At 49.6% G+C, this 19,941-nt stretch carries 24 protein-coding genes; 8 read left to right on the top strand and 16 right to left on the bottom strand.

Annotated features, from left to right (window positions below; translation table 11 throughout):
- Positions 1-34: 34 nt before the first annotated feature.
- The 15 genes from VXK30_RS07440 to flgB form a co-directional block, all read right to left on the bottom strand.
- Positions 35-898 (bottom strand): OmpA/MotB family protein, encoded by an 864-nt coding sequence (locus tag VXK30_RS07440; protein ID WP_275714199.1) that lies wholly within the window; start codon positions 896-898, stop codon positions 35-37.
- Positions 899-959: 61 nt separating this feature from the next.
- The gene (locus VXK30_RS07435; RefSeq protein WP_275714198.1) at positions 960-1,832 is read right to left on the bottom strand and encodes a motility protein A; all 873 of its coding nucleotides are present in this window, start codon (positions 1,830-1,832) and stop codon (positions 960-962) included.
- Between the two features lie 54 nt (positions 1,833-1,886).
- Positions 1,887-2,084 (bottom strand): flagellar FlbD family protein, encoded by a 198-nt coding sequence (locus VXK30_RS07430; protein ID WP_275714197.1) that lies wholly within the window; start codon positions 2,082-2,084, stop codon positions 1,887-1,889.
- 72 nt (positions 2,085-2,156) lie between these two features.
- Positions 2,157-3,014: a flagellar hook-basal body complex protein gene (locus tag VXK30_RS07425; protein ID WP_275714196.1), complete on the bottom strand. Its 858-nt coding sequence runs from the start codon at positions 3,012-3,014 to the stop codon at positions 2,157-2,159.
- Between the two features lie 82 nt (positions 3,015-3,096).
- Positions 3,097-3,501, bottom strand: a complete 405-nt coding sequence (locus VXK30_RS07420; protein ID WP_275714194.1) for a TIGR02530 family flagellar biosynthesis protein — start codon at positions 3,499-3,501, stop codon at positions 3,097-3,099.
- 39 nt (positions 3,502-3,540) lie between these two features.
- Positions 3,541-4,053: a flagellar hook capping FlgD N-terminal domain-containing protein gene (locus VXK30_RS07415; protein WP_275714192.1), complete on the bottom strand. Its 513-nt coding sequence runs from the start codon at positions 4,051-4,053 to the stop codon at positions 3,541-3,543.
- Positions 4,054-4,077: 24 nt separating this feature from the next.
- The gene (locus VXK30_RS07410) at positions 4,078-5,445 is read right to left on the bottom strand and encodes a flagellar hook-length control protein FliK (protein ID WP_275714190.1); all 1,368 of its coding nucleotides are present in this window, start codon (positions 5,443-5,445) and stop codon (positions 4,078-4,080) included.
- A 43-nt stretch (positions 5,446-5,488) separates the two neighbouring features.
- On the bottom strand, positions 5,489-5,929 hold the full coding sequence (fliJ, locus tag VXK30_RS07405) for a flagellar export protein FliJ (RefSeq protein WP_275714188.1): 441 nt from the start codon (positions 5,927-5,929) through the stop codon (positions 5,489-5,491).
- Position 5,930: 1 nt separating this feature from the next.
- A complete protein-coding gene (fliI, locus tag VXK30_RS07400; RefSeq protein WP_275714186.1) occupies positions 5,931-7,232 on the bottom strand; it encodes a flagellar protein export ATPase FliI in 1,302 nt (433 codons plus the stop codon).
- A gap of 28 nt (positions 7,233-7,260) precedes the next feature.
- Positions 7,261-8,046 (bottom strand): FliH/SctL family protein, encoded by a 786-nt coding sequence (locus VXK30_RS07395; RefSeq protein WP_275714184.1) that lies wholly within the window; start codon positions 8,044-8,046, stop codon positions 7,261-7,263.
- On the bottom strand, positions 8,039-9,046 hold the full coding sequence (fliG, locus tag VXK30_RS07390) for a flagellar motor switch protein FliG (RefSeq protein ID WP_275714182.1): 1,008 nt from the start codon (positions 9,044-9,046) through the stop codon (positions 8,039-8,041). The genes VXK30_RS07395 and fliG overlap by 8 nt, the downstream gene beginning before the upstream one ends.
- Positions 9,039-10,661 (bottom strand): flagellar basal-body MS-ring/collar protein FliF, encoded by a 1,623-nt coding sequence (gene fliF / locus VXK30_RS07385; RefSeq protein ID WP_275714180.1) that lies wholly within the window; start codon positions 10,659-10,661, stop codon positions 9,039-9,041. Before fliF ends, fliG begins: the two co-directional genes overlap by 8 nt.
- A 37-nt stretch (positions 10,662-10,698) precedes the next feature.
- The gene (gene fliE, locus VXK30_RS07380) at positions 10,699-11,004 is read right to left on the bottom strand and encodes a flagellar hook-basal body complex protein FliE (RefSeq protein WP_275714178.1); all 306 of its coding nucleotides are present in this window, start codon (positions 11,002-11,004) and stop codon (positions 10,699-10,701) included.
- Positions 11,005-11,010: 6 nt separating this feature from the next.
- A complete protein-coding gene (gene flgC / locus VXK30_RS07375) occupies positions 11,011-11,460 on the bottom strand; it encodes a flagellar basal body rod protein FlgC (protein WP_275714176.1) in 450 nt (149 codons plus the stop codon).
- Between the two features lie 37 nt (positions 11,461-11,497).
- Entirely contained in the window at positions 11,498-11,884 is a 387-nt protein-coding gene (flgB, locus tag VXK30_RS07370) for a flagellar basal body rod protein FlgB (protein WP_275714174.1), read from the bottom strand.
- 323 nt (positions 11,885-12,207) lie between these two features.
- On the opposite strand from flgB, the gene VXK30_RS07365 reads away from it, so the two are divergent.
- From VXK30_RS07365 to VXK30_RS07330, 8 genes are all read left to right on the top strand, one after another.
- A complete protein-coding gene (locus tag VXK30_RS07365) occupies positions 12,208-12,564 on the top strand; it encodes a flagellar biosynthesis anti-sigma factor FlgM (protein WP_329494445.1) in 357 nt (118 codons plus the stop codon).
- A gap of 47 nt (positions 12,565-12,611) precedes the next feature.
- Positions 12,612-13,094 carry a flagellar export chaperone FlgN gene (gene flgN / locus VXK30_RS07360; protein WP_275714170.1) on the top strand — a complete coding sequence of 161 codons (483 nt, stop codon included), beginning with the start codon at positions 12,612-12,614 and terminating at the stop codon, positions 13,092-13,094.
- 12 nt (positions 13,095-13,106) lie between these two features.
- The gene (gene flgK, locus VXK30_RS07355; RefSeq protein ID WP_275714168.1) at positions 13,107-14,723 is read left to right on the top strand and encodes a flagellar hook-associated protein FlgK; all 1,617 of its coding nucleotides are present in this window, start codon (positions 13,107-13,109) and stop codon (positions 14,721-14,723) included.
- A gap of 29 nt (positions 14,724-14,752) precedes the next feature.
- Positions 14,753-16,075: a flagellar hook-associated protein FlgL gene (gene flgL / locus VXK30_RS07350; protein WP_275714166.1), complete on the top strand. Its 1,323-nt coding sequence runs from the start codon at positions 14,753-14,755 to the stop codon at positions 16,073-16,075.
- A 29-nt stretch (positions 16,076-16,104) separates the two neighbouring features.
- On the top strand, positions 16,105-16,713 hold the full coding sequence (locus tag VXK30_RS07345) for a DUF6470 family protein (protein WP_275714164.1): 609 nt from the start codon (positions 16,105-16,107) through the stop codon (positions 16,711-16,713).
- Positions 16,714-16,776: 63 nt separating this feature from the next.
- A complete protein-coding gene (fliW, locus tag VXK30_RS07340; RefSeq protein ID WP_275714162.1) occupies positions 16,777-17,208 on the top strand; it encodes a flagellar assembly protein FliW in 432 nt (143 codons plus the stop codon).
- Positions 17,209-17,220: 12 nt separating this feature from the next.
- Complete coding sequence (gene csrA, locus VXK30_RS07335; protein WP_275714160.1) at positions 17,221-17,460, top strand: carbon storage regulator CsrA; 240 nt, start codon at positions 17,221-17,223, stop codon at positions 17,458-17,460.
- Between the two features lie 381 nt (positions 17,461-17,841).
- Positions 17,842-19,296 carry a flagellin N-terminal helical domain-containing protein gene (locus VXK30_RS07330; protein ID WP_275714158.1) on the top strand — a complete coding sequence of 485 codons (1,455 nt, stop codon included), beginning with the start codon at positions 17,842-17,844 and terminating at the stop codon, positions 19,294-19,296.
- Positions 19,297-19,489: 193 nt separating this feature from the next.
- Here the strand turns inward: VXK30_RS07330 and VXK30_RS07325 are convergent, their stop codons facing one another.
- On the bottom strand, positions 19,490-19,849 hold the full coding sequence (locus VXK30_RS07325) for an endonuclease domain-containing protein (protein WP_275714156.1): 360 nt from the start codon (positions 19,847-19,849) through the stop codon (positions 19,490-19,492).
- Between the last annotated feature and the right edge of the window lie 92 nt (positions 19,850-19,941).

The following is a 19,941-nucleotide window of genomic DNA, read 5'->3' as shown; positions in this document are numbered from 1 at the left end:
AAGGCATACGGAAAATTTAATACTGTCAAGCGAATCACTTGCTGCTTACAGTGCCCTTACTGTCAGCAGACCCAATGTCCTTATAAACCTCATCCAAAACGGAACTGACCTTACCCGCTTTGGAAATATAAATTTCGACCCTTCTGTTTTTTGCCCGGGTGGCTTCCGTCCCGTCATGCGGTACGATCGGCCGGTATTCTCCGTAGCCCTCTGAAACCATTTTGGCCGGGTCAATTATATTTTTCAACTGGACATACAGCAAAACATTTTTTGCCCTGTCGGATGACAAAGCGCGGTCAAAAGCCTGTGCGGTGGTAGTGGTGGAGTTACCCGCGCGGGCGGTATGGCCATAGAAACGGATTTCGCCGATCTGATCCGGAATGTTTTTAATTCCGTCACAGACAAAGTCCAGAATTTTTTTCCCATCATCTCGCAGTTCAGAGCTGTCTCCGTTAAAAAAGATGCTGTTCTGAAAAGTCAGAAAGGTGTAATTATCTTCTTTATGTACCTGCACGGAATCCTGCAGGCCATTTTTATGGACGTAATCGTTTAAATATTTGTACAGGCTGTCAAAGTCCGTTACCTGATCGCTTCCGTCCCCGCTGCCGGCCTCTTCCCCCTGTCCGGATTCGGAACTCACATTGCTGGCACTGGCATCGGCATCGAAATAAGAGCCGCTGTCAGAATTCAGGGCATCCGACTGTATGGCCTGTTCCATGGTCGCGGCCGCTTGTTTATTCGTAGAGAAAGCTTTTACAAGCTTCTGCCATTTGGTAGCGTCCATGGTCGACATGGCAAACAGCATCACAAAAAAAGTCAGCAGCAACGTTACCATGTCCGCATATGTATCCAACCAGTTCGGGCCGCCGCCGCCGGGATCCGCTTTTTTTCTGGCCATTTTCTCACACCCCCGCTTTTATATAAATACGCTGAAACTCAGCTTCTGTTTTTGAACAAAGTTACTTCTTCTTACTGCGTTTTGGCTTTTTTCCTTCAGGCACGCTGGACGTGCTTTGAGAAGGACTCTGCCCTCTGTTTCCGGATTCGATTCTCTTCTTTTCGCACACATAAGCGTTCAGTCTTTCCTCAATATGTTTCGGGTTATCTCCCGCCTGAATCGCCATAACGCCTTCCACAACAATTTCCTTACACACCATTTCTTCATCATGACGCATATGCAGCTTGTGAGCAAGCGGCGTCAATAACAGGTTGGACATCATAGACCCGTAGAATGTGGTTACCAGTGCCGTAGACATGCCCTGTGCCATTCTGGTAGCGCCGCCGTCCGCATTCATGTCCAGATTGGCAAGCATATTGATCAGTCCGATCAGGGTACCGATCATGCCGAACGCCGGGCCGAAGGTGGAAAACTTTTCGTAGAACTGCCATGCATGGGAATGGCGGTCCTCCAACCCGTCCAATTCGTCGTCCAGGATTTCCTTTACCTTTGCCGGGTCAATGGCGTCGACGATCAGCATAATGCTGTTTCTGAGGAACGAATCCTGCTCCTGATTTGCCTTATCTTCCAGAGAAAGCAGACCCTTTCTTCTGGCTTCCTGCGCAAAATCCACAATCGTATCGATGTACTGCTGCGGATTGTACCTGTTCCGTGAAACAACGATTTTCATATGCTTCGGAATGTCTTTGAAATAAGTAATCGGGAATGCAATGACGGTAGCGGCAATCGCACCGCCAAAAGTAATTGCCATGCTCGGTACGTCGACGAAATTCATGATGGTTGACCAAATAACTCCGGCGGAAGGATCGAAAACGATTCCGAAGATAACCAATCCAAGGCCGGCTATCAAGCCTATGATACTGGTAAAATCCACATAAACACTCCCTTGGTAAAGATACATATTACGGAATATCCCGTTAAGTTCATCTTATAATTTAATGGTATTCTGAAATATCTGCCGATTGTAATGAATGATTTTATCGATAATATCCTGTCTTTCTTCCGCGACAAGAAAATATTTTCCCGTGGTCAGGGTGATTTTTGTTTCCGGTATATTTTCTATCGTTTCAATCAGATTGGAATTCAAGGCAAACGAAACACCGTTTAAGCTGGTTAAATTTATCATCTCAATTCCCCTTTTTTAACTAACTGACCGTTTCTGAGGCCGCAGTTGACCTCAGAAACGGCAGTCATTCAATTATCTCTTTAAATTGACGAGATCCTCAAGCATTTCATCGCTGACCGTGATGATTTTTGAGTTGGCCTGAAATCCGCGCTCGGTGATGATCATCTGTGAAAATTCATTCGCCAGATCCACATTGGAGGATTCCAGCGCGCTGGTGACTAAGCTACCGGTTGCGCCGCTGCCCGGGGTGTAATATGTCGAAGTTCCTGTATTGCTGACCGGCTTTAAATAAGAACCGCCCTGCAAGGTAAGGGCATCCGGGTTCGGGATGTTGGCAAGGGCGATTGAGCCAAGCGTTGTCACGGTACCTCCTTTTTCTCCGGTAATTTTTCCGTCGCTGCCAATGGTGATATTTGTATAGTCTTTGTAATCTGCAACCTTAATCGCCGCGGGAGCCGTAACTTCACCAGTTGTCGCATTCGGTAGCGGAACTAATGCACCAGACACCACATTGCTTCCACAGATAATTTTTTTATTGCCGTCTATCAGGTTACCGTCTCCGTCAAACCCCAGGGAACCAACCCGGGTGTAAAGGTAGCCACTCCCGTCCTTGACGATAAAATACCCTTCGCCGTCGATATAGCAGTCCGTTGGTCTGCCTGTTGTAGCCATGCCGGAACGGGTGTTGAGCACATCCACCGTTGCGGCGGTAGCGCCGTAACCGATCTGGACAGGGTTGCCGCCGCCAATGCTGCTTGTGGCATTCGAGGCGGAAGAGCCGGAGAGCGTCTGATAATAAACGTCGCGGTAGGTTGTTCTGGAGGACTTAAATCCGTAGGTGTTGACGTTGGCGATATTGTTGCCGATGACGTCCATACCGGTCTGGTACGCTTTTAATCCGGCTACTCCGGAAAACAATGATCTCATCATAAGTTTGATCTCTCTCTTTCTTTTTGAAACCGCATGAGCTTATCTGTCAGTCAAAGCTCAATAACTTCCTCAAGAGGTCCAGTTATAAAATTACGGCTCCGTCAATATTTGTAAATACGTTTTCTGTCATTTCCCGGCCGCTCATGGTTGTTACAACCGTACTGCTGGGAACATTCACAATAAATGCAGTCTGCCCGTTTAAAATCAAAGCGTCTTTAATGCCTTTCGATTTTGCTTTTTCAACCGCGCCGTTGATCTGGGAAACGAGCTGCGGGGAAACCGGAATATTTCTGGAATCCATGCGCTGCAGTGCGTGTTTGGAAAAGGTAAGCTGCTGCTGTTCCACAGTCTTGCGGAAAAGCTGCCCGAATTCGCTGTTGCCCGGATCAGCAGCGCTGGACTTCTGCGTATTTGTGCTGACGGGGGGCACCGTGTAATTCGGATTGATAAACGAGGAATAATTCTTTTTGAATTGAATGTCATCCATGACTGTGCTCCTAACTGTTTCGTCCTGTAAAAAGCGGATTCAAACCGATTCTCCGCTTGTATCCGGTACCGAATCATCTGGATCATCCGGCGTTTCCTCGGGTGGTGTTGCGGCATCCGGATTGACGACCTTCATGACGGAGGAAAGATCATACGCCTTGCCGTTGACAACAAGGACATTGGAACCGGTAGCAAAGTTGACGCTGTCTACAATGCCGGTATCTTCCGTATACTTTCCGTTCGTGTCATAACTTGCGACCACAACCTTTTTGCCGACAAGGGACGCCCCGTATTGCGTATAAGTTATTTGCGAAAGCTCCTGCATGGCCTGCAGAGCGGAAAACTGAGCCATCTGGGAAATATACTCCGTATTGTCCGTCGGATTCATTACATCCTGATTGGCAAACTGGGCGGCCAAAAGCTGCAGAAAGTCATTCAGGCCCAGTACAGATGAATTTTGGGAGGCAGCGGTTTGCGAAGTGCCGGAAGCGGAATTGGTACCGGAAGTGGAATTCGTGCCATAGGAATAGGCATTGATCTGATTGATTGCCAAATGAAGTCCTCCTTTCCTTGAATTTTACAGCGAATAGGCCTGCTGCTTCAGCAGCTGCATAACGGAAAGAAAATCGCCGGTGCTGGTATCGTCGTCCCGTAAACCGACCCGGTGGAGCTGCTGATTGTGCTGCTGTTCTTCCTGTTGCTGCTGCGCCTGATCCTGCCGGCCCTGCTGATCCTGCTGGTACCATGCCTTTTCCTGGGCGGGTTCTGAAATCTGCACCGGCTGGGTAACGGTTGTCTGCAGAAGGGTACGGATGTCGGAGCTGTTTTCCATCAGCATGCTCTGGGTCTTGGGATTCGACGCCTGAATGGAAACAGTCAGCACACCGCTTTGCATTGCCAGCTTCACTGACACTTTCCCCAGATCCCGGGGATAGAGGTCCATCTGAAACTCCGGTTTGCCCGCCTTATAGTTGACAAGGATCTGGTCGGCAACCTGCTTGCAGGTCGTCCTGGCGGCATCCGACGGAGCGTCGGAAATTTTGATCACCACATTGCCCGTCCGGTAAATGTCCGAAAACTGCGCCGTGCTCTGGCTTTGACCGTCTGCCGGAGCAGCATCCCTGTCATCAGCAGGAGAAACATTCTTCGGCCGAATTTCAAGCGTTGGAGCAGAAGCAGAGAGCGTTTTCTCCGTACCGGGTTTTGCCTGCACCTCTGAAAGTGTCTGCTGCGCCGGTAAACTCTTTTCCTGCGGCTGTGCTGGAGACTGGACGGAAACGGCGGTTGCCGCATCCGAAACCTGCTGAGAGGGATTGACACCCGGCTGATGATTCGTCAGCGGAGCCATCTGTACAGGAGCATCGGTACCGGCGGCAATAGGAGCCTGAACGGACTGTGTTTCCGCACTTTGGCGGGAAGTCACCTGTGCGTCGGCTGCGCTTACGGACGAGGCCGCATCTGCCGTCATCTGCTGAGACGCATTGCCGGACACCGGGATATTCACTGCCGTCTGCGGGAGGGTATCCGCCGTCAAAAGCGGGGTCGCGGTTTCTGCCTGCGGCTGGATTTGCTGAAGGAATCCGGAACCGGCCGGCAGCTGCTGGACGGTATCCGCACTCAGAACCTGGTCCGCAGTCATTGCCTGCGGTAAAACCTGTAACGGCTCCGGTACAACGGATGGGAACTGTCCGGATGGCAGCAGCTGGCTCAAAAGAGAAACATCCGCTGCATTGAAAACCGGTAAATTTCCCTCGGAAACAGCTTTGCCGCCTTTTGTTTCCTTTTCTTCGGGTTCAGCGCCCGTCTGGGCCGTACTTTTCAGCTCCCTGCCAAGGGTCGCCAGCTGCATGAAAGTATCAAAGGCGTTCGTGGGATTCTTTGTCTGGGATGCTTTGGAATTTTGCGGTACGGTGGAACGTGTGACTTGCTGTATCGTTTTTATCACCTCCTTATCAGAATATTTTATAAATAAAAATATTTATAAGCATTTAAACGGCGCCGCGCGCCTGCCCGACATATTCATCCATTGCGAGCTCCTCGCTTTTCTGAATCTGCTTGAGATACTCCGCCAGCTGTTTGTCGCGAAGCTTTTCCAGCCCCGAAATCTCGCTGTTGACGGCTACAATGTCGGCTTTTTTCTGTGCGATAATATCTAAAAGCTGTTTTTTCTGATCGATTAAATGTAAAATTTTCTGATTCAGGGTATTGAAATACGTTTTATAAATAAGCATATCGCCGGCACTCAGCCCATTTTGCAGCTCCTCGAGCATTCTGCGGTTGGTAGCTGTGAACTGATCGTTCAGCGCATAAATTTCTTTTTCCAGTTCGGTCAGCTTCATCTGCAGCAATGCAAGCTCGTTCTTTTTGACATCGAGCGTCTGCTGTTTAAAGCCGAGTACTTTTTCAAGCGAAAATGCAAACTTTTTCATCTTACAACTCTTTCATCCTGTTCAGGGTTTCTTCAAACGAAAAGCTCTCATCGGTTCTCTGACACAAAAAAGCATTGATCGCGTCTATTTTCTTTACTGCCTCGTCCAGCCTTGGATTCATCCCCGGCTTATACGCGCCGATCGAAATCAAATCGTAATTCTGGTAATAGACGGACAGAAGGTTCCGGACCTTCGCGGCGGCCTGCTTATGTTCCTCCGACACAATATCGTTCATCAGTCTGGAAATGCTCCCGTTCACATCGATCGCGGGATAGTGGTTTTTATGGGCAAGGGAACGGGTCAGAACGATGTGACCGTCGATGATACCCCGGACGGTGTCGGAAATCGGCTCGTTGGTATCGTCTCCCTCCACCAGCACCGTATAAATGCCGGTAATGGAACCTTCCCTGAAGTTTCCGCTTCGCTCCAGAAGCTTGGGAAGCTCGGCATAGATGGAAGGCGTATATCCTCTGGCAACCGGAGGTTCCCCGGCCGCCAGGCCGATTTCCCTCTGTGCCATTGCAAATCTGGTCAGGGAATCCATCATCAGCAGGACGTCCTTGCCCTGATCCCTGAAATACTCGGCGACCGCGGTGGCGACCGTAGCGCATTTCACGCGGTACATGGCCGGCTGGTCGGAGGTGGCGACCACCAGAACGGAGCGCGCCAGCCCTTCCTTGCCCAGGTCCTTTTCAATAAACTCGGTAACTTCCCTGCCTCTTTCCCCGACAAGAGCGATTACGTTGATATCCGCTTTGACATTTTTCGCAATCATTCCCATGAGAGTACTCTTGCCAACGCCGCTGCCGGCGAAAATCCCCATTCTCTGCCCCTTGCCGATCGTCAGCATCCCGTCTATCGCCTTGATGCCGAAAGTCAGCTGTTCGCTGATCCTGGGCCTTTCCAGAGGATTGGTATAAGTGGAATCGACATCGTAATACTGCCGGATATCAAATTCGCCCAGTCCGTCAATGGGCCTGCCCGCGGCGTCGATGGTCCTGCCCACCAGGAAATCCCCCACCGGAACGCGGAGCTTGCTGCCGGTGGAACGCACCAGGCTGCCGGGGCCGATGCCCTTGATATCGCCGTAAGCCATCAGCAGGATATTGCTGTTTTTAAACCCGATGACTTCAGCCATGACTGTTTTTTCGTCGTTGGAATTGCGGATGACGCAGATATCGCCGACATTGGCCCTCAGGCCGGTGGTCTCTATCATCATACCGACGATATTTTTCACCTTGCCGATATAACAGAGCGGATTCAATTTTTCCAAAACATCGTAGGAATCCTGAAAATTCAACATTTTTCGCTCCATCTTCAAAAATTGACTGTTATACCTGGAGTGCCTGTTTGATTTTTTCCATCTGCGTATTTACGCCGGCATCGACCATCCGGTCGGGCATTTCTATAATACAGTCGCCGTCGTCCATATCGGGAGAGACTTCAATTTTAATGCTGTCGGAGACATCGCTGAGCGCCTCAACAATGGACTTGTCCACCTTCTGAAGCAGCGTTTTCGTGTTTTTGGAGACGAAGATTCTGACCCATTCCTGATTGCGGTAGGCATCCACAGCGCTGGTAATGATGGATTGCATCGCTTTTTCATTCATGCTCAGTTCCCGCCGGATGACTTTTTCCGCAATCGAGACGGCCAGCTTTTTAAGATCGGCCTCATATCTTTGCAGGATTTCAGCCTTCCTGGTTTCCACGGTATCCAGCATTCCGGAAAGCTCTTCGGCCGCCGCCCGATTCTCTTCTTCGGCCTTCTGCAGACCGGCCTGCCGGCCTTCCTCATAACCGTCCCGGTACCCGAGCTCCCGTCCTTCTTTTTTTCCTTCCGCAAAGCCCCTGCCGTAGCCTTCCTCCCTGCTTTGCACCAGAACCTGAGCGGCTTCCTGGTTCATCTGCTGGGTGGATTCCCGCACCTTGTTCACGGTGTAATTCTGGGCGGCTTCTATAATCTGCTGAGCTTTCTGAAAGGCTTCGTTTACAATCTTTCTATGCTGATCCTCTTCCAGAGGCGGATCAGGCGCTTTCGGAACGCTTCCGTTGTTCGCCGGGAAAGCAGTCCCGTTTTTAACCGTGACATACTGGGAAGCTTTGATAACGTTAGGCAATAACCTCATCCTTTCCGCCCTTGCTGATGACTAACTCGCCTTCGCTTTCAAGACGCCGGATAACACCGACAATACGCTGCTGTGCTTCTTCGACATCCCTGAGCCGGACGTTGTGCGTGAATTCCAGATCGGATTTGATGGTTTCGGTTGTACGGTTCGACATATTTTTGAAGATGACGTCGGAGACCTCCTGATTGGCTCCCTTGAGCGCGAATACCAGATCCTTGGAATCCACTTCGCGCAGAAAACGCTGAATGGACATATCGTCCAGGACGGTGATATCTTCGAAGACAAACATTCTCTTTTTGATTTCATCGCAGAGCTGTGCGTCCTTACGCGTCAGTTCATCAAAGATATACTTCTCGTTGGCGCGGTCCATATTGTTCATAATGTCGGCAATATAATTGACGCCGCCGAATTCCATGAAGTCCAGAGACATCAGCGAGGAGAATTTATTTTCAAGGTTATTTTCCACAATCCTGATAATTTCAGGGGAAGTGCGGTCCATGGTGGCAATCCGCTCCACGACGTCAAGCCGCTTGTCCTTCGGAAGCTCCGCAATCACCATAGCCGCCTGATCCGCTCTGGCATAGGAAAGAATCAGGGCGATGGTCTGCGGATGCTCGCTCTGAATCATTGCCATCAAATTTTTGTAGTCTGTTTTCCGGATAAACTCAAAGGCCTTGGTTCTCAGCGACTTGGTGACGCGTTCCAGAAGAGACGACGCCGTCTGGGCGCCATACGCCTTTTCCAGAACATTTTTTGCGTATTCCATGCCGCCTTCCGTAATGACTTTCTGAGTCAGGCAAACCTGATAGAAATCTCCGAGGACATTTTCAATTTCTTCGGAAGACATATGGGACATTCTCGCTATTTCATAAGTCAGCTGTTCCACTTCGTCTTCTTTCAGATATTTATAGACCTTGGAAGCATTTTCCGCTCCCAACGAGATAATGACAGCGGCGGCTCTCTGCTGGCCGCTCATTTGTTGATTAGCCATTGCCATCGTCTCCTCTCAGCCAGGATCGGATCAGTTGAGCGGCAATTTCAGGATTCTGTGAGGAGAAGTCCTGAATTTCTTTTGTAAGAGCCTGTTCCTTGGACGCTTTTTCAGCACGTGCGTCTTCAATCGCCTGCAGCTCAATCGCTTCTTCCTCCGGCTGCTGCTCTTTCTCCTCTTCCAGACGGTCTTTCAGAGAAGCATCCTCCTGATTTTCGTCCTCTTCCAGTTGGGCCAGTTCAAGCATCTTTTTCTTCTTGCGTCCGCGCGCAACCATCGCCGCAACAAGGATAACGATCAACAGGGTGAGCAGCGCGACACCGCCGATAATCAGAATCTGGTTTAACGGGAGGGCCGTCGGCGACGGGCCGCCGGTCTGCTGATCCCCGCCCGGGAAGACGGCGTTGTATACAGCCACCTTATCCGGCTGTATGGCGGCGGCGTAGGCGGCAAGCTTTGCAATCTCCTGCTTCTGGGTGTCGTCCATCATTTCCTTATTGACGGCAACGGAAATCGTCATGTCCGCAACGCTTGCGGCATCTCCCTGAATCTGCTGTTTCACCTGGCTCACAAGATATTTGTAGCTTTCGCTGTCTTTCGTGTAAATCGTATCGCCGTTCACGGTCACGCCCGGATAGGTCGTGGTTTCCGTATTGGATTCGGTCCCGGCGGCTCCCCCGGTTGTTTTCTGGCCGCCCGTTTCCTGCTCCTTCTGCGTTTGGGATTCGCTGATAACACCCTTATTGTCCTGTGACGGATTATAAGTGATGATCTCCTGTACTTTTTTATCCACATCCATTACGCTTTTGGCGGTCACTTTTACATTGTTCTGGCCAAAAAGCGGCGTCAGGACCTTTAGAACGCTTTTCTCAATATCGTTTTCATATTCCTTTTCGATTTCAAGCTTAAACTGTGAAATGTTGACCTGGTTCCCTCCGTCCGTGTCGGAAACATTCAACTCATTGCCGGTGGCCGTATCGATGACCGCAACGTCGTCCGTTTTTAAATTCGGCACGCTTTTCGCAACCAATTGCTTGATTCCGTTGACCTGGGACGATTCCAGCGTCTTTCCCGTCGCCAGCGTTACCGTGACGGAAGCGGTCGGTGTCTCGGAATTTTCATCCCACGCATAGCCGCTGCTGTCGGGAATGCTGATGGTCACATTCGCGTTCTTGATGCAGTCCAGCGTTTTGATAACGGCCTCCAGCCTTTGGTTCAGCTGGTATTTTTCTATGGTTTTCTTTTCAAAATCAGTGGACATGATATCGACATTATTGGTAAAGAAATCATAGTTCGGGGCCGTTTTCGGATACCCCTCATTGGCCAGTTCCATCCTCAGGGCATTTTCTTTGTCCTTAGGAACCATGATGGTACCGTTGTCCTCTTTATAACTGATATCCCGGTCCTTGAGCTCGTTCATAACCTCAACGGCCTCTGTGTGATCCATCCCGGGATAAAGCACTACATAGGGCTGCCTGTTCAGCAGAATCCCCGCGATTACAGAAAGCAGGACAATTCCGCCCAGAACGCTTATGATGATTATTTTTTTCTTCTTTGTCAAATTTGCCCAAAAAGTTTTGATTGGGTCAATATATTTTTTAATTTGTATATTCATTGTTTAACCCGCAATCACCCTTCCAGTATACTTTGGCCTAAACACTGATCCTCATGACTTCATTATACGCATCAAGGGCCTTGTTGCGGAGCTGAACCAGCATCTGCACGGAAAGGGTTGCTTTTGTAGATGCAATAGCGATATCATGCAAATTGTCGGACTGGCCGGTGGTCAGCTTGTAAAGCTCCCGGTCAAGGTCGGCGTTGGTCGTTTTTACATTCTGGACAGCGTCCTGAAAAAGGTCCTGAAACGGAACTCCCGCGGTATTTCCGGAAGAAGATACTTTTCCAGAGCTTTCAGGGTCAATGATGGAGCTAATTTTTTCGATCGGCGTTATCTGCAACTTACGTTACCTCCCTAATTCCAAAGCCTTTACCGCCATTCCTTTTACGGCGTTAAAGGCGGTTAGATTTGCATCGTATGCTCTGGTGACCGACATCATGTCCAGCGTTTCCTTGATCGGGTCCACGTTCGGCATCATCACATAGCCCTGTTCGTTCGCGTCCGGGTTGGTGGGGTCATAAACGGGGGTAAACTCGCTGGGATCTTCCGCAATTTTTGAAACCTTGACCCCTTTCGGCGTCTGCTCCGATTCATTTTCACTCATTTTCCTGTCAAGAATGTGCCGGAACGAATTTTGTTCCGCCGGTTCATAAACGACGATTTTTCTGCGGTAGGGTCCCCCGTTTTCCGTTTTGGTGGTGGAGGCGTTTGCGATATTCTCAGAAATAACATCCATGCGAAGCCTGCTCGCAGTAAGGGCAGAACCGCTGATATCCAGCGAATTTAAAAAGGCCACACGAATTCCTCCTACTATTTCATTTTAGGGAAGCCCCTCAGGCTTTCCCGTCCGTAATGGCGTATCTCAGACGTGAAAAATAGTCCGAAAGCTCGCGCAGGGAATAATTATAGTTGATTTGTGTCCTCGCAAGCTCTATATTCTCTTTTTCCGCGTCCACGTTATTTCCGTCCAGCCGTAAGGATTCGTCATCCGACACGCTGGTCTGCGGAGTTGTACTTTCAATCCGGCTGATCAGATCGCCGCTGTTTTCCCCGCCCTCGGCCATCAGCTTTTTCAGCTGGTCCTCAAAGCTGACGGACTTACTCTTATACCCCGGCGTTTCAATATTGGATACGTTGTCGGAGATTTCCCGCTGCCTGACCCACAGGCCGTCCAAGTCCTTGTTTAATAGCGCAGCAGAAACACTGTTGAACCAATCCAAAGCAATCCCTTCTTTCATTCATTAAAGCGCGGTCACGAATTCCTCTGAATAACTCGATAAATAATTTCAAAGATATAAATTCGTGACCAAGCTTATAAACAATAATAATTGTTTTATATCATATATTTTACCTAATTATATATGCAAATAATGACAAAAGTCAACTGAAATTCGTTTAAAATTCTCTTAATTCGAAATATTTCGATTGTATTTTTTATTTCATAATCATACAATCATTGATATAGTAAAAAAGTATTTAGAAATTAAGCATTTTTTTCTAAACATTTAATGAAACATGCCGATAATTTCTGCAGAGGTGAGTATTGATGATTGTTAATAGTGCTGACCATAATTTCAATTATATAACCAGCCAATATCCCGCCAAACAGCCGGGCCGGGTTGACACCGACGGCACAGCGGCCGGGCCGGCGTTTTCCGGCAATCTGAATAAGGCGGTAAATGCTTCCAAGATGGATAAAATTGAAATCTCGCAAGGCGCTGCGCGCCTTTCAAATAACAGTCAGTTTATTTCGGAAACCAAAGATAAGATTGTTGCGGAAATAAATAAGGATAAAGACGAGGAAGCCGTCAGCAGAATCAAGGAACAGCTGAATGTCAGGCAATATGCCGTAAACCCTGTGGAAATCGCGAAAATTCTTTTGACGGACAATAACGAATGAATATACAAAACAAATGCAAAAAATCAAAGGGCGGGTGAACAGAGAGAATGATCGAGAAAGAGCTTACTGAAAAGCTGCTGAAATTCCTTCGCGATTACCTGAATTTTTATAAAAGCTTTCTGGAGATTGAATCTGAAAAATATAACGATTTAGCAAACAACAACGTCACCACCCTGGACGGGCATGTCAGAAAAGAAGAGGCGTTCATGCTCAAGGCCAGAGGGCTTGAATTGGAGCGCGACAAGCTGGTCGCACAGACCGGCAGTCCAAAAGCGACCTTCCGGCAGCTGATCCCGATGTTCGAGCCTTCCCTGCAGCCGCAGGCCAAAAGCATTTTTGACGAACTCTCACAGGTGACGCTGGACCTGAAGGAGATCAACCTTCGCTGCAATCAGCTCACCGAGCTAAAGCTGCACAGAATCGAAAAAGACGTCAGTAAACTGAAAAACAATCCCGAACTGCAACGGATATACTCCTCAAAAGCGGAAGAGGGATCCACTCCCCCCAGCATTCTGTCCAAAAAGGTTTAAGGAGGTATTCCCATGTCGTCAACTTTTTCCGGGTTCTACGTTGCCAAAAGCGGAATTCAGGCAGCCCGGGCCAATCTGCAGATAACCGGTCAGAATATGACCAATGTAAATACCACAGGCTACACAAGGCAGCGGGTGGACTCCTATTCTCTCGGCCCGACCGGCAACAACATGCGTTATACGGGCGGCAACCTTGCCATCGGCAACGGCGTGTACTGCAGCGGGACCAGTCAGATCAGGGACCCCTATCTGGATATCCGCTACCGCGCGGAACATGCCTATGTGGGCAAAACCGACGTCCAGCTGGATACCCTGAGCGACCTTGAGGATATTTTTGACGAATCCTCCAAGGACGGACTCAGCGCACAGTTTTCGGACCTGATCACACAGCTGAATACACTCGCGTCTTCCCCCACCTATTCCAGCGAAAACATCGTCAAAAACTCCGCCATGCTTCTGACCAAGGCTTTCAACAGCGCGTCCCAGCAGCTGTCGAAAATCCGAAAAGAGCAGACAAAGTCTCTCCAGGACGACGCGATTACAAAAGTAAATAATCTTTTAAAAAATATAGCGCACCTGAATCAGGAAATTAAAAGCTCGGAAATTTCCGGCACCTCCGCGCTGGAACTGACCGATCAGCGCAATACCATGATCGATGAGCTGTCAAAGTACGCCAATATCGAGGTTTCCACAAAAACGGTGGGGGTCGGTTCCGACCGTTCGGTTTCGGAACTGCACATCGACCTTGTGTCCGGCGATCAGAAATTCAGCCTGGTGGCAAACGGGGATTACAGCGAGTTCAGCATGACAACGAACAGCGGCACGGGCTATGTCACCATGGCGCTGAAGGATGTCGCTTCCGACACCCCTGTTCAGGCAGTGGATTCCGACGGAACGCCCCTTTTCGACAGTGTCACCGGCGATCCCGTCGTTATGGGCAACACGGACCTGACGGAAGGAGCGTTCGGCGGATATCTTTCCATGCTGAACGAAAGCGGGGAATTCGACCCTGTCACCGGGGAACGCGGCCTCGGCTATTATGAGAAGATGCTGGACAAGCTCGCCGTCGATTTTGCGGACACAATGAATCAGGCCAACAGTACAAATGAAAGCGGAGTTTACAACAAGCCGCTGTTCACCACCACGGACGGCACGTCGACCACCGGCATCACCGCCGGGAACATCAGTATTTCCACCGCTTGGAACACCGCGACCAGCTCTTATATCACCGCCACCAAGCAGACGGGCGATGTGGATACTTCCAGCAATGGCGATAACGTGCTTTATATGATCAACCAACTTGGCAAAGACAAAACTTACACGACAAATGCCAACAACACGGACGGCACGACCCTGTTCACTACCTCCATCGACTCGTTTATATCGGACTTATCGGTTTCCGTGCTCGCCCTGCAAAAAAGCGACGTCAACCGGCAGAACACCACTTATAATTCAACCCTTACGGAAATCGACACGCAGAGAGCCTCCATATCCTCTGTCGACGTCAACGAGGAAGGCATCAACCTGATTATGTACAACCAGTCCCTCACCGCTTCTTCCCGGTTTATGACTACTCTGGACGAGGCGCTGGATACGATCATCAATAAAATGGGGATAGTAGGAAGATAATCCCCATGGTTTAAAAGGAGGACGGCAGTATGAGAATCACTATGGGCATGGTCATGAAGCAATACAATAAAAACCTCAATAATTCCTTAAACGCGCTGAACGAAGCAAGCCTGCGGGAAACAACGCTGCGGAAGTTCAACAAAGCGTCGGAAGACCCGTTTTCGGCTTCCAAGGCATTTGCGCTCCGGCGCGAATACCTGAAAAATCAAAGCTATCAGAACGAGCTGAGCGACGCGGCGGATAAGCTTACAACCGCGGACTCCACCCTTCAGAGCATCAGCAAGGTCCTGTCGGAGGCGGGATCGGGCGAATGCATACAGGCCATCAGCGACACCACTTCCGATACCGGCCGGAGTGCGATTGCGAAAACACTCCGCGGGTATCAGCAAACCATTTTGACGCAACTGAACACCCAGTTCGGCGAAGGATACCTTTTCGGCGGCGCCAATACCAACGACCCGCCTTTTTCCGTCGGCGCAAGCGGGAATCTGTTGTACCGCGGGATCGATGTCAACACGGGCAAAATTGAAGCAGGCCCCACTTTGAGCTATAACGGCGCACAGATCACGCTGGGCGATTCGCAGTTCAAGGACTATACATTTCAGGTTAATACCGGAGCCTCCTCTTCCGTTTCAGTAGATACCTCTTTGAAAACACTGACCGTTACTTTACCGGCCGGAGCGAAGAACAGCGATGTGCTGGCAGCGCTGAAAGACTCTCCGGACTTATCGTCTTTCGACTTGTCAAAAGCGGCGATTTCGGGGGATCTGAACCGCCCGGTGGACACGAGCCAGACGGCCACGGCGACGGATACAATCGGGTCGGAAGGCCTGAAAAAGCTGGCCAGTGAACAGACCTTCGTCAACATCGGACTGGGACTCAGCACGGAAAGCGGAAGCACGACAATCAACAGCCAAAGCGTTTACAACTCCGCTTTGCCCGGTATCTCGTTTATTGGCTATGGTACATCGGACGGTACGGGAAGTGGTGTTTCCAACAATCTTTACACCCTTCTTGGGCAGATTGCCGACAAGCTTGACGGCGGTGAGAATGCCACTGGTTTTACCTACTCGTATGATGAAATAAAGCCCCTTCTGGACAATTTCAGCGATCAAGCCGACGTCCTGACCGATAAAATATCGGAAGTTGGCTCAAAATCCAATTTTCTTTCGACCACTCTGACGAACCTGACGTCTATCGGCGATAAAGTCCTTGAAAAAATCGACAACACCGAATATGTGAATTTTGAGGATGCCGTTATGGACCAAAGCTACCAGCAGTACGCTTACACGGCTGCTTTAAAGGTTGGCGCACAGATTCTTCAGCCGACATTTTTGGACTTTATGGATTAGGAATCACGCAGCAGGCGAGGTGAGTTAATATGGAACAGCTTTTGGATATCATTCATGTTCCCATTTCTTTTGAAATGAAAGTTCATAATGCAAAGCTTGAAATATCCGACGATACCTTTTCCCAGCAGGGGATTGTGGATTTTACGGATTTAACCCCGTATACATCCAGACTGTATTTCGATACGCATGAGTACAAATACAAAGCAAGATCAGCCGCCGCAAAAAACCAAACCGGTCAGGTTTCCTACGAAGATCAGATTCTGATGTCCATGAGCGGCACCGCCGATCTTGCAAAGGAAGAGAAAACGCTGATGGAAACACAAAACAGCACAAGCACATTGAGCGCCTTTGCTTTTCAGCATATTCAGCCCACCATCCAAAGCACAATCGGAGTTCCTTCTTATCCTGTCAATTTTGACTGGGACGCGCAGAGCCTATCCGTCCAATACGAAACGGACAGGCAGAATTACGACTGGCTGGCGAAAAACAGGCCGAAGCTGAAATTTACCCCCGCAAGTGTTGAGTTTGTTGTAAAGAAATACGCTCATGTGGAGTTCAAATATCTGGGCAAGCCCCAGTACGTTCCACCGTCGGCCAGTCCCGACTATCAGCCGCCGAAGCTCAATGTGACCGCATAATGCAAAATCGATACAGCCCCCTTCGGGAGGCTGTTTTTTCTGACAGCTAACAAGGAGGAAATTATGGACACGAATCAGGCAGAATTACAGAACACGGAAACCGGCGTTCAAAATATCATTTATTTTGAAGAAGGGATTTTAGGCTTTGAGGATATCAAGGAATATCTTCTGTACCATGAAGAGGAGAACGGGATTATCTGGAGCCTGCAAGCCGCCCACAGCGACATCCCCTCCTTCGTGGTGGTGGACCCCTACCCGATCGTCCATGACTACAGCCCCGTTTTCCCCCAGTCGGAGCTGGATTATTTCGGAGAAACGGACGCGGAAAACCTTTGTGTTCTGGCAGTGGCGGTCATCAAACCGGATTTGAGTGAATCCGTCATTAACCTGAAAGCGCCGATCGTGATCGACGTCAACACCAAAAAGGCGAAACAGATCATTTTGGAAAATTCAGATTACCCCATTCGCTATCAGTTATTCAGCGATAAAAGATAGGAGGCGCTTTCGATGCTCGTCATCAGCCGAAAAGTCTCCGAATCCATTATCATTGGAGACAACATTGAAATTATTGTATCCGAAATCAGCGGCGACCGCGTTAAAATCTGCATCAACGCGCCAAAGGAAATCCCGATCATCCGCAAAGAGCTTTGGGAGACCCGCGCCATGAATGAGGAAGCCAGCGTGGCGCCTAAAAAGCAGGCCCTTGATCAGCTGAAGAAGGCTTTGCAGAAAAAGCCAAATGAGTAAACTCCTCCCACTCCCTCCGTCGCGCCGGAAGGGACGGGACATCTTTCCGGTTTGAAAACTCCCCCAGTCAGGCTTCGCCTGCCAGCCCCCTCAGGGAGGGGGCCTTTTCTTTGCCTCCTTCTATGAGGGAGGTGTCGCGCACGGCGCGACGGAAGGAGTTTAGAAAATTTTTCGAAATTCTGCAAAATACCCTAAACTTTTCCAGATTCATACCGAAATATCAGTTGTAAGCAAAAAACTTACACAATATCTTGTTTCTGCTGCGACAGGGCCCGTCGGGGCAGGAATCAACCGCACGGCAAAGAACATGGACGTTCTTTCAAAAAAGGCGTGACCGGCTTTTCGCCGCACGTACTAAACAAAATTCAGGAGGAAAAAATTATGCGTATTCAACACAACATCGCCGCGTTAAACGCGAACAGACAATTAGGCGTAAACAATAACGCCGTCAGCAAGAACCTTGAGAAGCTGTCTTCCGGCTACAAGATCAATCGCGCGGGCGACGACGCCGCCGGCCTTGCGATTTCCGAGAAAATGCGCGGCCAAATCCGCGGGCTGGATCAGGCGACCAACAACGCGAACGATGGTATTTCCCTTGTACAGACCGCTGAAGGCGCGCTGAACGAGACCGCTTCCATTCTGCAGAGAATGAAAGAGTTGGCGACCCAGTCCTCAAACGGCACCTACCAGAATGAAGTGGACCGTGAAAACATCCAGAAGGAAGTCGAGTCCCTGAAGAGCGAAATCGACCGGATCGCCACTTCCACCAACTTCAACAAGATCAACCTGCTGGACGGCTCTCTGAGCGGAGCTGGGGCATCTGCGACCGACGAAATAGTCAGTGGGAAGGATGTTACTGTTTCCGGCCTTGAGGCGGGTACAAAAGTTGTATTTGCAGCGGGTACTGAAGGCGCGTCTTGGAATTTGGATACGAAGACATTGACTGTTAATCTTACAGCTGCAACGGCCTATACTTCAGCTGATATTACCGATCTCATGAACAGTGCAATCGGATCGGGCGCACCGAAGAATGCTAAGGCTACTTTGAGCGCTGATATTGCTACCACTGATACCGTTACCGGTGTCACTCTGACCCTTGCAAAAGCGACACAGGCAAAAGTGGATACTACCGATATTCAAACAGACGGCTTTACTCTTGACGTAACAAAGCTTGGTGCAACCGGTATTACTAATATTAAAATTGCGTCTGGTACTGGTGAGTCTGGCGTAGCGGTTTCATCGGGTACGATGACCATTACTCTCGACGGTGCTAAGTCTTTCAGCGCGGATGACATCAATGATTTGGTAAAATCCGCGACCGGCACTGACGTCTTCAAGTTTGGATTCAACGGTAAGGTAGCTACGGCTGATATTGTGACTGCTTATAACGGTTCTACTGGTGTTTCTATCACTGACGGCAATGGAACCTTGGGCGGTAAAGGGTTAACGCTGCAAATTGGTGCAAGCAGTTCTTCCGACCAGCAGGTATCTTTAAATGTTGGCGATATGAGTACAACCGGTCTGCTTCTTTCCGACATTTCTGTCAAATCGCAGGATGACGCTCTTGCCGCAATCGACGTTATTGATAATGCGATCAACACGGTTTCCGGCACAAGAGCCGACCTTGGTGCACTGCAGAACAGACTTGAGCACACCGTTACCAACCTCGGCGTAACCAGTGAGAACCTGACTTCCGCTGAGAGCCGTATCCGTGACGTTGACATGGCGAAGGAAATGATGGAAATGACCAAGAACAACGTTCTTGCTCAGGCCGCTCAGTCCATGCTTGCTCAGGCAAATACACAGCCTCAGAACGTTCTGAAACTCTTACAGTAATTCACATTCCTACAGATATCGCTTCATTCACAAAGCGCCCACGGACAATGTCCGCGGGCGCTTTTCGCGTTGCAGTCTGACTTCCTCCGTCGCGCCGGGCGCGACACCTTCCTCATAGAGGGAGGCAAAGGAAAGGCCCCCTCGGAGAGGGGGCTGGCAGGCGCAGCCTGACTGGGGGAGTCTCCGAAAGGAGTCAGCAAAGCCTCTCCTTAACTTTTCTATCAATCGCCTGACATACGCCTTCAAACTGCTGTTGTACTTCCTTGTTTGAAAAACGGAGAACTTCCAGAGAATAAGCATTTAAAACACTGGTGCGGACTTCATCATATTCCATGCCTACTGCGGTATAATGCTGTCTCCCATCCAATTCGATCACTAATCCCGCTTTGTGGCAATAGAAATCCGCAATGTAACCATCAATGACCTTTTGGCGCTGAAATCTGACCGGATACATCCGCAGAAGATCATACCCTAATCTGTTTTCTGTCTCCGTAGCATTTTTGCGCAAGTCCCTTGCCACTTGTATCAAGTGGTGCTTATAAGGTAAGGACATCCATTTCATCCCGTTTCAAATTCTCAAGTTTCCGACTCCCTTCGTCGCACCCGGCGCGACACCTCCATCTAAGATGGAGGCAAGGAAAAGGC

This window comes from Caproiciproducens sp. CPB-2, from assembly GCF_036287215.1.
In the GTDB taxonomy this organism is placed as follows: domain Bacteria; phylum Bacillota; class Clostridia; order Oscillospirales; family Acutalibacteraceae; genus Caproiciproducens.
This window is presented reverse-complemented; position numbering and strand designations above follow the sequence as displayed.